Annotated in this window: 17 protein-coding genes and 1 other annotated feature; of the genes, 2 read left to right on the top strand and 15 right to left on the bottom strand. The window is 33.9% G+C overall.

All coding sequences use genetic code 11. From position 1 onward, the window contains the following. Positions 1-82 precede the first annotated feature (82 nt). The 10 genes from argC to ABUA27_RS04260 form a co-directional block, all read right to left on the bottom strand. Entirely contained in the window at positions 83-1,120 is a 1,038-nt protein-coding gene (gene argC, locus ABUA27_RS04305) for an N-acetyl-gamma-glutamyl-phosphate reductase (RefSeq protein WP_202976633.1), read from the bottom strand. Beyond that, positions 1,104-2,486 (bottom strand): argininosuccinate lyase, encoded by a 1,383-nt coding sequence (gene argH, locus ABUA27_RS04300; RefSeq protein WP_287969399.1) that lies wholly within the window; start codon positions 2,484-2,486, stop codon positions 1,104-1,106. The genes argC and argH overlap by 17 nt, the downstream gene beginning before the upstream one ends. Before the next feature lie 11 nt (positions 2,487-2,497). Next, the gene (locus ABUA27_RS04295; protein WP_006506230.1) at positions 2,498-3,721 is read right to left on the bottom strand and encodes an argininosuccinate synthase; all 1,224 of its coding nucleotides are present in this window, start codon (positions 3,719-3,721) and stop codon (positions 2,498-2,500) included. A 116-nt stretch (positions 3,722-3,837) separates the two neighbouring features. Continuing rightward, positions 3,838-4,043: a binding site (T-box leader), on the bottom strand. Positions 4,044-4,152: 109 nt separating this feature from the next. Further along, a complete protein-coding gene (locus ABUA27_RS04290; protein WP_349820289.1) occupies positions 4,153-4,569 on the bottom strand; it encodes a hypothetical protein in 417 nt (138 codons plus the stop codon). A 195-nt stretch (positions 4,570-4,764) separates the two neighbouring features. Then, entirely contained in the window at positions 4,765-4,881 is a 117-nt protein-coding gene (locus ABUA27_RS04285) for a rubredoxin-like domain-containing protein (RefSeq protein ID WP_349820288.1), read from the bottom strand. 102 nt (positions 4,882-4,983) lie between these two features. Beyond that, the gene (locus tag ABUA27_RS04280; protein ID WP_006505524.1) at positions 4,984-5,175 is read right to left on the bottom strand and encodes a FeoB-associated Cys-rich membrane protein; all 192 of its coding nucleotides are present in this window, start codon (positions 5,173-5,175) and stop codon (positions 4,984-4,986) included. A 29-nt stretch (positions 5,176-5,204) separates the two neighbouring features. Beyond that, a complete protein-coding gene (locus tag ABUA27_RS04275; protein WP_330041132.1) occupies positions 5,205-5,552 on the bottom strand; it encodes a heavy-metal-associated domain-containing protein in 348 nt (115 codons plus the stop codon). Positions 5,553-5,558: 6 nt separating this feature from the next. Continuing rightward, the gene (feoB, locus tag ABUA27_RS04270; protein ID WP_349820287.1) at positions 5,559-7,682 is read right to left on the bottom strand and encodes a ferrous iron transport protein B; all 2,124 of its coding nucleotides are present in this window, start codon (positions 7,680-7,682) and stop codon (positions 5,559-5,561) included. A 2-nt stretch (positions 7,683-7,684) separates the two neighbouring features. Further along, positions 7,685-7,906: a FeoA family protein gene (locus tag ABUA27_RS04265; protein WP_349820286.1), complete on the bottom strand. Its 222-nt coding sequence runs from the start codon at positions 7,904-7,906 to the stop codon at positions 7,685-7,687. A 12-nt stretch (positions 7,907-7,918) separates the two neighbouring features. Beyond that, positions 7,919-8,128: a FeoA family protein gene (locus ABUA27_RS04260; RefSeq protein WP_129981966.1), complete on the bottom strand. Its 210-nt coding sequence runs from the start codon at positions 8,126-8,128 to the stop codon at positions 7,919-7,921. A 163-nt stretch (positions 8,129-8,291) separates the two neighbouring features. Here ABUA27_RS04260 and ABUA27_RS04255 point away from each other — a divergent pair, with 163 nt between their 5' ends. Beyond that, positions 8,292-8,654: a metal-dependent transcriptional regulator gene (locus ABUA27_RS04255; RefSeq protein ID WP_349820285.1), complete on the top strand. Its 363-nt coding sequence runs from the start codon at positions 8,292-8,294 to the stop codon at positions 8,652-8,654. Positions 8,655-8,833: 179 nt separating this feature from the next. Here the strand turns inward: ABUA27_RS04255 and ABUA27_RS04250 are convergent, their stop codons facing one another. After that, entirely contained in the window at positions 8,834-11,413 is a 2,580-nt protein-coding gene (locus tag ABUA27_RS04250; protein ID WP_317374323.1) for a cation-translocating P-type ATPase, read from the bottom strand. 205 nt (positions 11,414-11,618) lie between these two features. Here ABUA27_RS04250 and ABUA27_RS04245 point away from each other — a divergent pair, with 205 nt between their 5' ends. Then, positions 11,619-11,762, top strand: a complete 144-nt coding sequence (locus ABUA27_RS04245; RefSeq protein WP_158546305.1) for a hypothetical protein — start codon at positions 11,619-11,621, stop codon at positions 11,760-11,762. 8 nt (positions 11,763-11,770) lie between these two features. Here ABUA27_RS04245 and ABUA27_RS04240 read toward each other — a convergent pair whose 3' ends face one another. The 4 genes from ABUA27_RS04240 to ABUA27_RS04225 are packed head-to-tail and all read right to left on the bottom strand — an operon-like array spanning position 11,771 to position 14,514. Next, positions 11,771-12,265, bottom strand: coding sequence for a COG2426 family protein (locus ABUA27_RS04240; RefSeq protein ID WP_022425509.1), 495 nt, complete (start codon positions 12,263-12,265; stop codon positions 11,771-11,773). A 44-nt stretch (positions 12,266-12,309) separates the two neighbouring features. Further along, a complete protein-coding gene (locus tag ABUA27_RS04235) occupies positions 12,310-12,786 on the bottom strand; it encodes a DNA-deoxyinosine glycosylase (protein ID WP_129981760.1) in 477 nt (158 codons plus the stop codon). After that, entirely contained in the window at positions 12,783-13,574 is a 792-nt protein-coding gene (locus tag ABUA27_RS04230) for an SDR family NAD(P)-dependent oxidoreductase (protein ID WP_238634544.1), read from the bottom strand. Before ABUA27_RS04230 ends, ABUA27_RS04235 begins: the two co-directional genes overlap by 4 nt. A 19-nt stretch (positions 13,575-13,593) precedes the next feature. Continuing rightward, positions 13,594-14,514, bottom strand: a complete 921-nt coding sequence (locus ABUA27_RS04225; RefSeq protein WP_129981759.1) for a hypothetical protein — start codon at positions 14,512-14,514, stop codon at positions 13,594-13,596. Positions 14,515-14,545: the final 31 nt, after the last annotated feature.

Below are 14,545 nucleotides of genomic sequence, written 5' to 3'. Positions count from 1 at the left end.
TTTTTTCTAAATTATTCAAACTTATTTTTAAGTTTGTCTTTTTTTATACGTTTTGATTGATTTTTGTTTCACACTTTCCTCCTTAGAATGATGGAGCGACAAGATTTAAACCTGTATTCTCATCGAGTCCATACATAATATTCATATTCTGTACTGCCTGACCAGCAGAACCTTTCACCATATTATCAATTGTAGACACTACAATTAATGTATGATCACGTTCATCCATATGTAATGAAATATCACAATAGTTAGATGCTTTCACAAACTTTAAGTCTGCGACCTGTCCAAGAGGTAATACTCTCACAAACTGTTCATCCTTATAAGCTTCCACATATGTTTCATAGATTTCTTCTAGAGACTTATCTACAGGAACATAAATAGTAGAAACAATACCACGGTCTACAGGAAGTAAATGAGGGACAAATGTGATATGTACATCTTTTTCATTCATCTTACTTAATTCCTGTTCAATTTCTGGTGTATGTCTATGTACACCTACTTTATAAGGATGGAACGATTCATTACATCTTGGGAAATGCATACCATCACTTAAGTTCTTACCAGCACCTGTTGTACCTGATGCTGAATCAATAATAATCTTCTGTGATACATTGAGCTTATTCTTTAATAAAGGATAAAGACCTAATGTAATAGTTGTAGGATAACAGCCAGGATTTCCAATAATAGTTGCATCCTTGATTTTATCTCTGTTGACTTCAGGTAAACCATATACCTGATTCTTATGAAGTTCTGGTAAGTTATAATCTAAACCATACCATTTCTGATAATCTTCTTCTTTATCAAGTCTGAAGTCAGCCCCTAAATCAATAAACTTCTTACCCTTTTCTACACATGTCTTGGCATACTTTTCAGATAATCCATGAGGAAGAGATGCAAAAATAATATCTGCTTTCTCAATGACTTCTGTATCTTCAATAAACTCTAAATCACATACCTGATAGAAGTTAGGATAAAGATCATAAATCTTCTTACCAGTATAGCTATGTGAAGAAATAGCTGTTACTTCTGCTTCAGGATGCATTAATAAGATTCTTAATAGTTCACATCCTGCATAACCACTTGCACCAATAATACCTGCTTTAATCACAATATCCACTCACTTTCTGATTGATTCTATGAATATTCTCCATCTCAATTTTAGGAGAAGGTCCACCAACAACTGCTCTGTTGTTAAGACATGTTTCTAATGAAATAGCCTGATAAACATCTTCACCAAACATATCTGTATAACCTGTATAAACATCTAGAGGAAGTGTTTCTAATGTTTCTCCATGTTCAATACAGTATCTTACAAGTTCCCCAGTAATCTTATAAGCATCTCTAAATGGCATACCCTTCTTAGTCAAATAATCTGCACAATCTGTTGCATTGATAAATCCTCTTGCAGCAGCATCTCTCATCTTATCTTTATGAACAGTAATAGTTGCCATCATATCTGTAAAGACTGGAAGACAAAGCTTAACTTCATCAATTGCATCAAATAAAGCTTCTTTATCTTCCTGCATGTCTTTATTGTAAGCAAGCGGGAGTCCCTTCATCATTGTAAGTAATGTATTCACATCACTAATGACTCTTGCACTCTTACCTCTTACTAATTCTGCAATATCTGGATTCTTCTTCTGAGGCATAATAGAAGAACCTGTTGCATAGGCATCATCAAGATCAATGAATTTGAATTCCCATGAACACCATAGAATCACTTCTTCTGAGAATCTTGATAAATGCATCATGATTGTGGCTAAGGCACTTGATAACTCAATCGCATAATCACGATCACTCACACCGTCTAAAGAGTTATACATAATATCATACATACCTAATTCTTCTGCCACAAATGGTCTATCTAATGGATAAGTTGTTGTAGCAAGTGCACCACTTCCTAGAGGTGATACATAAAGTCTCTTATCAACATCTTCTAAACGATCAATATCTCTTAAGAACATTGATGCATAAGCCATTAAATGATGTGCAAAAGTAATAGGCTGTGCTCTTTGTAAGTGTGTATATCCTGGCATGATTGTATCAAGGTTATGTTCAGCTAAATCTGTTAATGTATGAATCAGGTTCACTAACATCTTCTTGATTTCTAGAATTTCATCATGTGCATATAAACGAAGATCTAATGCAACCTGATCATTTCTAGAACGTCCTGTATGTAGTTTTTTACCAGCCACTGGATAACGTTTTGTGAGTTCACTTTCCACAAACATATGAATATCTTCAGCTTCAGGATCAAAGAGGAGTGTACCCTCTTCAATCTCTTTTAAAATTGCATTTAAACCTTCTACAATCTCTTCATAATCTTTCTCTTCAATAATACTCTGTTTACATAACATCTTTGCATGAGCAAGAGATCCTCTGATATCTTGCTTATACATACGATGATCAAATGAAAGAGATGAATTGAATGCATTCACTTCATGATTTAATTCTTTAGAAAATCTACCTTTCCACAATACCATATCTTAAACTCCTATTTCTTTTTCTTCTGATCTAACTTAGCTTTTACCTTGATTGGTAAACCGTATAATGTGATAAATCCTTTAGCATCATACTGATCATAATCATCATCTTCATCAAATGATGCTGTCTGTAAATCATGTAATGTATCTGGAGATGTTACACCAGCACCTACGATATTACCCTTATATAATTTAAGTTTAACGTCTCCATTTACGTTTTCCTGAGTCTTATCTACAAATGCAAGTAATGCTTCAGTAAGAGGTGTATACCACTGACCGTTATAGATATTATCAGCAAGCTTTAAACTTACCTGCTGTTTAAAATGCTGTGTTTCTTTATCTACAGTAATTTCTTCTAGGTTCTGATGTGCTGCATATAAAATAGTTCCACCTGGTGTTTCATATACACCTCTTGATTTCATACCAACAAGTCTGTTTTCAACCATATCGGCGATACCAACACCGTTTGCACCACCGATTTCATTTAACTTAGCTAACATTTCTACTGGTTCAAGTTTTTCACCATTTAATGCGACAGCTTCACCCTTTTCAAAAGTTAAAGTGATATATGTTGGAACATCCGGTGCTTTTTCTGGTGAAACACCCATTTCTAGGATTTCATCATACTTAGGTTCATTAGCTGGATCTTCAAGATCTAAACCTTCATGAGATAAATGCCATAAGTTCTTATCTTTTGAGTAGTTTGTTTCTCTGTTGATCTTTAGAGGAATCTTTCTTGCTTCAGCATATTCGATTTCTTCTTCTCTTGATTTAATATCCCATTCTCTCCAAGGAGCGATAATAGGCATATCTGGTGCGAATGCTTTAATAGCTAATTCAAATCTTACCTGGTCATTACCTTTACCGGTACATCCATGACAGATTGCATCTGCACCTTCTTCTAAAGCGATATCTACTAACTTCTTCGCAATAATTGGTCTTGCAAGAGAAGTACCTAACATATATTTACCTTCATATAATGCATTGGCTTTAACTGCTTCAAAACAGAAATCCTTAACAAATTCAGGTTTACAATCTACACAAATATATTTAGAAGCACCTGTCTTTGCAGCCTTTTCATCAAGACCATCAAGCTCTCCAGCACCCTGTCCCACATCAGCAGCAACTGCAATAACTTCACAACCATAATTTTCCTTTAACCAAGAAATAATAATTGAAGTATCTAATCCTCCACTATAAGCTAATACAACTTTCTTAAATGTTTTCTTTTCCATAATTTTCTTCTCCTTTAAATGTTTGATGTTTTATTTTAATGCCCCACTACTTAACTATATCGTCGTTCCTTCATATCAAACACCCCTTTAATAAACAAAAAACGCCTCTGGATTAATCCAGAGACGTATATAAACGCGGTACCACTCTAGTTGCTTGTATCATACAAACCACCTCTTCATTAACGCAGATTCACGTTCTGTTATACTCAATTCCAACAGACTCTCCCGAGTGCGTTTCTCTTATATCTTCCTGATGACCTTCCACTCTATGTCATCTCGCTGTAGGTGATTGTAAGATACTCTTCTCGTTCATCGATTTGTTTATTTAACTTGGGTCTATAATACAATCACTTTTTTACTTTGTCAATAATTTTTATTTAAATATAAACAAAATTATTTATTTTCTGTTTTTCATAAATTTTAGCTCTTATTTATGATTTTTTCATTTTCGCAATATATACAGGGCTACCATCATATTGATCATAGCTAGCAATATAAACAGCTTCTTCACCTAAGTAAACCGCAATACCTAACTGTTTTTCACCTTCATAAAGGTTGTATTTGATAAGTGCTTCAGGAACTTTTTCTTTCTCATCATTTGATAGTTCAACCTTCTTATACTGGATATTCTGATACTTTAAATCACTTTCAAATGTACATGCATCTTTATTGATTTCATAAACAAGATACGCATTATAAGCATCCTTCTTCTTTATGTAATCCTTCTTATTCGCATATACGATTTTCTCTTGTTTGTACTGTCCATAGCTGTCTTTGAGTGACATAGGTTCTGCAGGTGAGCAGGCACATAACATCATTGTCACTAATAAAATTAATATTTTCTTCATATTCACCTCTCCACTCCACTCTACTATATCATATCAAACAACTAAATAAATCAAACCTAATCAAAATACACAACACTTACATATTCTTTAAAAAACTAGGCGTATTCCCTGCCAGATTAAAAGGCTGTAACGAACAGATAGTATTGACTACTACCTTAAGCGTTACAGCCTTTTTTGCTTTGAAAAATAATTATATTATTCTTCTACTTTTTCAAATTCTTCTGGTTCTACACCGCATAGTGGACATACATAATCTTCAGGTAATTCATCACCTTCATATACATATCCACACACTTTACATACCCATTTCATATTAGTTTCCTCCTTTTTATAAATAGTAATTATTACTACTTATAGTATAATCCTTTTAAGATATAATTCAATGAATATGCTCAAATTAAAAAAAGAAGAACACTAAGCGTGTCCTTCTTTACGCATCTCTTCACGATACATTTTATAGAGATCAGCATGACATAAATCATTTGTGCCACATGTATTACAATTATGTCCACAGACACCTATGCCTTTTTTCTTATTTTTATATATAGTTCTAAGGACAAGACAAATCCAGATAACTAATAAAATACTTACTATAATTGTACCCATACTATCTCCTTCTTGCTCCTATTATACAATTATCTTGGTGTATAACCAAGTTTGATGATCATTTGTTTATATGTTTCTAGATTAGGTTGATTCATAGAAAGAATAGTGATTTCTTTCTTATTCATGTTTACTGATGCAAGATATTCTTTATGTTGATTAAACGCATTTTCTATTGTTGCTGCACAGTTCTTGCAGAACATATCGTCAATATGAAGAATAGTACGATAGGGATAAAGATTTTTATCCTTATCCCCCGTACCTATTTTCTTTATTTGATCGTGTTCACCACAACATCCTGACTGTAATGTCTTCTTGTAGTGAAGAACACCTATAATGAGCAACACAACAACAATAGCCACAACTATGATGTTACCCATAATTGATTAAGCTCTCTGTGTCTTTAATTCTGGTTTAGGTGCTGGTCTTACAATGAAGTAGATCATTACTAAAATACATACGATTGATAGAATCTGACCTAATCCGAATGCCGTACCATAGAATAACCATGAACCTAACTGATAAGTGATCATAGCTAATACATAACCTAATACCATCTGGTATAAAATCGCAAACCATCCCCAGAACTTAGAACCCATTTCTCTCATGATTGTACCAATAGCGGCAAAGCATGGTGGATCGAATAAGTTCAAGATCATGAATGAGAAGCCACCCATTGCAGAGAATGTATTAACCATAGCATGAATTGCCTTAGCACCTGAATCTGCATCACCCATGTGATTTAAGATAGAGATAGTAGAAATAGCCTGTTCCTTAGCTGCAAGAGCTGAAATAACAGCTACTGAACCTTTCCAGTTTTCAATACCTACTGGTGCGAATAATGCTGTAAATAGATGACCAATAGAGGCTAACATTGAGTTTTCAATATCAACCATCTGGAATGAGAAGTTAAATGTAGATAATAACCAAACTACAATACTAATACTAAAGATAATAGTACCTGCTTTAATCATGAATGCTTTTGCACGTTCCCAAACATGGATGAATACACCTCTTAATGTAGGAATATGGTATGCTGGTAATTCCATTACGAATGGTGCTGGATCACCGGCAAAGAAACGAGTCTTCTTTAATGCGATACCTGATAAAATAATAACTAAAATACTTAAGAAATACATTGCTGGCGCAATCCAAGTGTTACCTGGGAAGAATGCTGAACTGATCATACCAATAATAACAGTCTTTGCACCACAAGGAATAAATGTACATAATAGAATAGTCATTCTTCTATCTGCTTCATTTTCAATAGTACGTGTACCCATAACAGCTGGAACACCGCATCCTGTACCAATTAAGATAGGGATGAATGATTTACCAGATAAACCGAATTTACGTAATAGTCTATCCATAATGAATGCAATTCTTGCCATATATCCTGAATCTTCAAGAATAGCTAAGAATAAGAAGATAAGTGCCATCTGTGGTACGAAACCTAATACTGAACCTACACCAGCAATAATACCATCATTAATTAAGCTGATTAATGGAGCTGCACAACCAATTGATTTAAGGAAAGTTTCTACTATAGGTGGAATAATCTCTGCAAATAATACATCATTCACCCATCCAGTCATCCAGTCACCTACTGTAGATACTGAGATGTAATAAACAAGCCACATAATTAATACGAAGATTGGTAAAGCTAAGAATCTGTTAGTGACAATCTTATCAATCTGATCTGATGTAGATAATGTCTGATGTGGATTCTTCTTTGTAAGAACCTTGTTAATAGAATTCTTAATAAATGTATATCTCTGGTTTGTGATAATAGATTCTGAATCATCATCCATTTCTGTTTCACAATCCGCAATATGACCTTCGATTTCATTTAATACTGCCTGATCCAATTTAAGTTCAGCCAATACCTTTTCATCTCTTTCAAATACCTTAACTGCAAACCATCTTAACTTAGATGCATCTACTTTATTTTCAATTGATTCTTCAATATGTGCCAAAGCATGTTCTACAGAACCATCGAATACATGAGGATGTTCTGATACTTTATGGTTGTGTGCAAGTTTAATTGCTTCTTCAGCCACTTCCTGAGTTCCTTTATTCTTTAATGCAGCTAAAGTGACTGCTTTACAACCAAATAACTGACCTAACTGATCTAAGTCAATCTTATCACCCTTCTTTTCGATGATATCATACATGTTGACAGCTAAAACCATAGGAATACCTAATTCAGCTAACTGAGTTGTTAAATATAGGTTTCTTTCTAGGTTAGTTCCATCAATGATATTAATGATTGCATCAGGTGTTTCATTAATTAAATATCTTCTTGTAACCACTTCTTCAAGTGTATAAGGAGATAATGAATAAATACCAGGTAAATCCTGGATAGTCACATCTTTATGACCTTTTAGTTTCCCATCTTTCTTTTCAACTGTAACCCCTGGCCAGTTACCAACATACTGAGTACTACCAGTCAGTGCATTGAATAACGTTGTTTTACCAGAGTTAGGGTTACCCGCTAACGCTATCTTCATAACTATTCCTCCACCTCAATCATCTGCGCATCTGCTTTACGCAAAGATAATTCATAACCACGTACTGTAATTTCTACTGGATCTCCTAAAGGTGCAACTTTTCTTACATAAACACTCTGTCCTTTAGTTAAACCCATATCCATAATTCTTCTTTTTACTGGACCTGCACCAGTTACTTTTTTAATAGTTACTGTTTCGCCCACTTTTACATCTTTTAAGTTCATGTTGCTCCTCCCTTAAAACAATATACGATTGGCCATCTGTTCAGAAAGCGCAATCCTACTGCCTTTCACATTACAAATAATTCCGTTATCTACTTTACTGATAATAGTCACTTCCCCATCTACTACAAAACCAAGTTCTGCTAGATGATTCTTTACTTTATCAGTTCCTGTAATACGTCTAATAATGACTGTATCTCCAGGATTTACCATACTAATTGGCATATAATCCGCCTCCTCAGATGATTAGACTAACCTAATTAGCCTTTTCTAACTCCAATGTTAGTATAGCCTTACTATTTTTGCATGTCAACAAAAATATTAGCAAAGCCTAACTTTTTCATTATTTGAATTTTTATGCTATAATAATGTAAATGAGGTGAATAAGATGAGTGAATCTACAGAAATGTACTTAGAAACTATATTAGTTATTCAGAAGAAGAAAGGACATGTGCGTTCCATTGATATCGCCCGTGAAATGAATTTCTCTAAACCTACTATTTCACAACAGATGAAAAGATTAAAAGAGAAGGAACTCATCAACATGGATGAAGATGGTTCCATTACATTAACAGACGCTGGTGCTAAGATTGCGAATATGATATTTGAAAGACATACTGAATTAAGAGATATCTTAATTCATATTGGTGTTAGTGAATCAACTGCTTCACAGGATGCATGTCGTATCGAACATTATATTTCACCAGAAACTTTTGAAGCTTTAAAAACATATTTCAAAGATAAGATCTAAATAAAAAATCACAGGTGTGTGCCGTCCTGTGATTTTTTATGTCCTCTGTTTAAAGGAACTGAGAATATGAAAGGATATGTTGTGTTTAGTAAAGGGTTAGTCTTTACTAACTAAATAATACTACTCCTATAAGATAAATGCAATAGAAATAGTAAAAAAAAACACCTGCAATGCAGGTGTTAACGTTTATTGAAACGTTTAGAGATTTCTACGATTGGGATAACTGAGAATGCAAGTAATGCTGCAATCGCGAAATGAGATGGATCAAGAGGAACTAAACTAAATAAATGAGAAAGAGGTGTAAAGATGATGGCTAACTGTAATACAAGACCTAAAGCTGTTGCACCCCATAAATACTTATTGTTGAATACCTGTTTATTAAATACTGAATGATGACTCTTTACGTTAAAAGCATGACATAATTCAGCACCTGACATAGTAATAAAGGCCATAGTCATCGCATATTCATGATTACTGAAATACTGACCAATTGAATAAGAAACTAAAGTAAGTAAACCTACCATCACACCCTGCCAGATGACTTTCACCATTAAGCCATTCGCAAAGAAACCTTCATCCTTTTCTCTTGGTTTTCTATCCATGATATCATCTTCAGCTGGTTCTAAACCAATCGCAAAGGCTGGTAAAGCATCTGTGATGAGGTTAATCCATAATAAATGAATAGGTAATAATGGCACACCAAATCCCCAAGAAGGATTAATTAACGCAATAATAGAAGCTAAGAAGATAGCAAGTACTTCACCAACATTACTTGATAATAAGAACTGTACATCCTTCTGGATATTATCAAAAATACCACGACCCTGTTTAATAGACTGAATAATAGTCGCAAAGTTATCATCTGTTAGAATCATAGTAGCAGCATTCTTCGCTACATCTGTACCTGTAATACCCATAGCACAGCCAATATCTGCAGTCTTTAAGGCTGGTGCATCATTGACACCATCCCCTGTCATAGCGACAATCTTATTCTTTGATTTCCATGCTTTGACGATATTTACTTTATGTTCAGGAGCCACACGTGCATAAACACTATATTTTTCTACATTCTTTTCTAGTTCTTCCTGAGACATCTGAGACAATTCTTCACCAGAAATAACTTCCTGTCCCTCACTTAAAATACCTAAATCCTTCGCAATGGCAGTCGCTGTTGTCTTATGGTCACCAGTGATCATAATAGTACGCACACCTGCATGCTTAGCAACTCTAATGGCTTCTTTTGCTTCTGGACGAGCTGGGTCAATCATACCTACAAACCCAATAAAGTCCATATCATTTTCTATTTCTTCTACTGTAATGTTAGTAGGCATTGTATCATATATCTTCACTGCCACAGCTAAAACCCTTAATGCATCTTTAGCCATTTCATCATTGGCAGTCATAGCCTGGTCACTATCTACATCACGACATCTATTTAAGATCACATCAGGTCCACCTTTAGTAATAGACACATAATGATTTCCATCCTTCACAATAACACTCATCATCTTACGATCAGAATCAAAAGCCAATTCTCCTACACGTGGATACTTTTCCATGAGTGCTTTCTTTTCAAAGTTCATCTTTTTACTTGCTTCTACTAGTGCAACTTCAGTAGGATCACCTAGTACCTTACCATCATCAATAGAAGCATCAGAACATAGGGTAAATGCATTCAACATATCAACAGTTTTAGAATCTGCTTCTTCTAAATCTTTTACTTCATCACCATCTAAGTAAGTCTTTAAGATAGTCATCTTATTTTGTGTTAATGTACCTGTTTTATCAGAACATACAATAGAAGTACTACCTAATGTTTCTACTGCAGGTAGTTTACGAATAATGGCATGCTGTTTAACCATCTTAGTCACACTAACAGCTAAGACAATAGTAACAGTAGCTGCAAGTCCTTCTGGTACAGCTGCAACAGCTAACGCAACAGCTGTCTTAAATGATTCTAACCAGCTAATACCACTCAATGATTCAAGAATAAATACAATCACACAGATCACAATACAAAGTAATCCAATTGTTTTACCTATTTCATTTAATTTAACCTGTAAAGGTGTTAATTCCTTTTCACTCGCATTCAACATGCCAGCAATCTTACCTACTTCATTCTTCATACCAGTAGATGTAACTATTGCTTCACCACGACCATAAGTGACTACTGTAGAAGAGAAGACCATATTTGTCTGGTCCCCAATCACAACATCCTGACTAATAGGATCAGTTGTCTTTTCTACAGGAACAGATTCACCTGTTAAGGCTGATTCATCTACCTTTAAGTTATAAGCTTCAATTAAACGTGCATCACTAGGAATCATATCCCCTGTTTCAAGAATAATAATATCACCAGGTACTAATTCCTTAGAGGCAATAGTCTGTTTCACACCATCTCTTAATACCTTTGATTGTGGTGCAGATAATTCTTGTAATGATTCAAGACTCTTTTCTGCATGACTCTCTAATACAACACCTAGAATCGCATTCATCATAACGACTATTACGATAATAAGAGAATCAATCCAGTCTCCTGGTTCTACAACAATAGATACCACTGCTGCAATAATTAAAATAATAATCATTGCATCCTTAAACTGATCTAGAAAACGTAAAAGAAGAGACCTTTTCTGTGGCTTTTCTAGTTCATTGGTACCATATATGCCTTGTCTCTTCTTTGCTTCAGAAGAAGTCAGTCCCTTTTCAATATTTGTATCTAAAGAGTTTACTACTTCTTCAATTGTTTTTTTATACATTTGTATTCCTCCTTTAATAAAAACAATCGTTTTATTAAAGGTCTCGCTGATCATAAATGACCAAAACAATCCGGTTATGTAAATCATAACGTGTTGACGAACGGTTCTGTAAGAGCTACTCCCCTTTAATTAATTTCATTCTACCAAATTCATATCGCTTGTCAATCATAGAAAGTTATTCCTATAATATCTTGAGGTGAAAATTATGAAAGAGGAAGAACTGAAACTATTAGAAAATGAATTCTGTTTAGGGTGTGCAAGAAGCTGTGATCTACTTCATCCAAATTGTGAAAGAGGTCTTGTGAAGATGCAGGAAATATTGGAGGAATATAAAAAGAGAGATGATTAGTCTCTCTTTTAGAATGCAGCTAATAAGCCATATGATAATGAACCAACAATAAGTGTCGCAAGTAAGATACCTAAGAAGATAGCTGTAATAGCCTTCTTAAAGTCCATATCAAGTAATGCAGCCACTAAAGAACCTGTCCATGCACCTGTACCTGGTAATGGAATACCTACGAATAATAAGAGTCCTAAGAATTCACCATTACTCATGTTCTTACTCTTGTTCATAGCACGGTTTTCTAGTTTTTCAATTAATGGTCTAGAGAAGTTAAACTTCTTAAGCCATTTAAATATACGTTTAATAAATAATAAAATAAATGGAATTGGTAAGATATTTCCTAGAATACATAGAGGTACTGCATAACGAATATCTACTTTTAATAATGCTGATGCAATTAATCCTCCACGACATTCAAGGATAGGAACTAAAGATACAATAAATACTGCAAGCTTAGATGAAATGTATTTACCTAATGTTCCTGCAAACCATAATGCGATTGATTCCATATTTATCCTCCTTGATTAACAGGATTAATCATACATGAAGGTTATTATAAAGTCAATTTCTTCTTCCATATATCGACTAAATCACTTAATCTGTAACGGGCATTGGCAGGAGAAGAGGAAGGTAGAAGTATAGCCTTTATACCTGTTTCTTTTTCCTGGTACTTCTTATAAAGTTTTAAAGATGTTCCACCGTTACAATATATCCTCTTGATATTTGTACCTTGTATTAAAGTTTTAATATCGTTAGGTACAACATCCTTAATAGAGGCATCACTGCTTCCTGTAATAGTACATGAATGAATAATATCCCATATCGCAATATGGTGTTCCAACAACATCTTTTTCTTATCTTCTATTGTTTCATAGTCTGTTTGTGTGATTGTACCAATAATCTTCCAAAATCTATTTTGAGGATGTCCATAATAGAAAGAAATTTTCCTTGATTTAACTGAAGGGAAACTTCCTAATATTAATACTTCACATTGTTCATCTATGATTGGTTCTAATGGATGTTCAATCATACTTTTCTCTTTCCGTTCACAAATCCTGTACATGAACTTAAAAATGAGCGTGGTAGGAATCTTGCTGCAATATTTAATAAGTATCCTGATATACCCGTGAACTGAACTAAACGATTATCAAATAAACCTTGTATACCTATTTCCGCAACAGCCTCTGCAGACTGTGGTTTAAATAACTTAAACATAGGAGACTGACCTAAGTTGGCTACATCCATAAATCCTGTCTTGGTAGGACCGGGACATAAACATGATACTTCTACATTATAGTCTTTCAGTTCATAGTCAATAGATTCACTAAAAGATAATACAAAAGCTTTCGTTGCATAATAAGTAGACATATAAGGTCCTGCACAAAGTCCGGCAATAGAAGCCACATTCAATATACGGCCTTTCTTTCTACGTTTCATTGACTGACCAAATACATAAGTCATCTGCATTAAAGCCACTATATTCAATAAAACCATCTTCTTCTGTTTTTCCCATGATGAATCATGAAATGCACCATGATCTCCAAAACCTGCATTATTGACTAGAATATCAATACTTATATCATCAAGTACTAAATTATTATATAGATCTACGGCAGCATCTTCTCCTGTAAGATCCATCGCAATCACTTTGATCTGTACATCATATTCAGATAATTCTGCTTTCACTGCTTCTAGTTTTTCTCTATGACGTGCAACAAGTACAAGATCATATCCTTTTCTCGCAAATACACGTGCACATGCTTTCCCTATTCCATTAGAAGCACCTGTAATTAATACTGTCTGTGACATCTTTTTCATCCCTTTCTACCATCATACTTTATCTTGACATTTTGTCAAATAAGCTATCTTTACTTATACTCTCCATACCTAACATGACTTCATCAATATAATTATCAATATAAATCAAATGAGGCATATCACTCATCTTAAATATCTTTAATAGTTCTTCTTCTACATAATGTTCATCAATACTTTGAGCACATATTACAATAGCTTCAGGATTCAACATTCCAATAATATTCTGTAATTCTAAAACAAGTCTTTTACTTCTACCTTTCATAGATCTTCTATTCTTGTAATCTTCATGATTTATAACATGCAAGAAACAAGTTTGTCCAGCAATAGAACTCTTTCCTTCTACAAGATGTCCATTAATAACTATTCCTAAACGTGAATCACCCTTTGAATCTAATAAGACTATAGAATCATATTGCATATGCTTAATATAAGCGCCTATAGCCCCCATATATACATTATTTTCTATTAATATACGCTGTTTATAACGATTCTTTATATTTATATCTATATCACTATCAGGTAATGAAAGACATATTGTATGTACCTGTGCATTCAACATCTCATCTATAAAAGAACATAATACTTCATAATCTAGTTTAGATACATCTTTTCTTCTTTCTTTCATCTTCTCACTATAGAGATTATAAAGACGTCCTATAACTGTTATTGTCTTATCATGCTTATAAGCATATATACATAATGTTTGTGAAAACTCTCCATTGACTTGATAGCCCATACTTGGTCTTCCACCAGTAGATTCTCTATATCCTTCTTTAATTACAAGATTACTTTTCAACATCTCTTCTAAAAGACTATCAATCGTAGATAAAGATAAACCAGTATAGAATACTAATTCATTCTTTGTACACCCTCCTTGTTTTACTAACGACTGAATAATCTTAACAACATTCTTTTTTCTAACACCCCTTATTTCATTCATACTTGTCCTCCAGTAAGCGCTTACCTTATTA

Origin of the sequence: Catenibacterium sp. RTP21428st1_D7_RTP21428_210409 (assembly GCF_040227455.1) — a bacterium.
GTDB lineage: Bacteria > Bacillota_I > Bacilli_A > Erysipelotrichales > Coprobacillaceae > Catenibacterium > Catenibacterium mitsuoka_A.
Note: the sequence above shows the minus strand (reverse complement) of the source record. Positions and strands in the feature narration are given on the sequence as shown.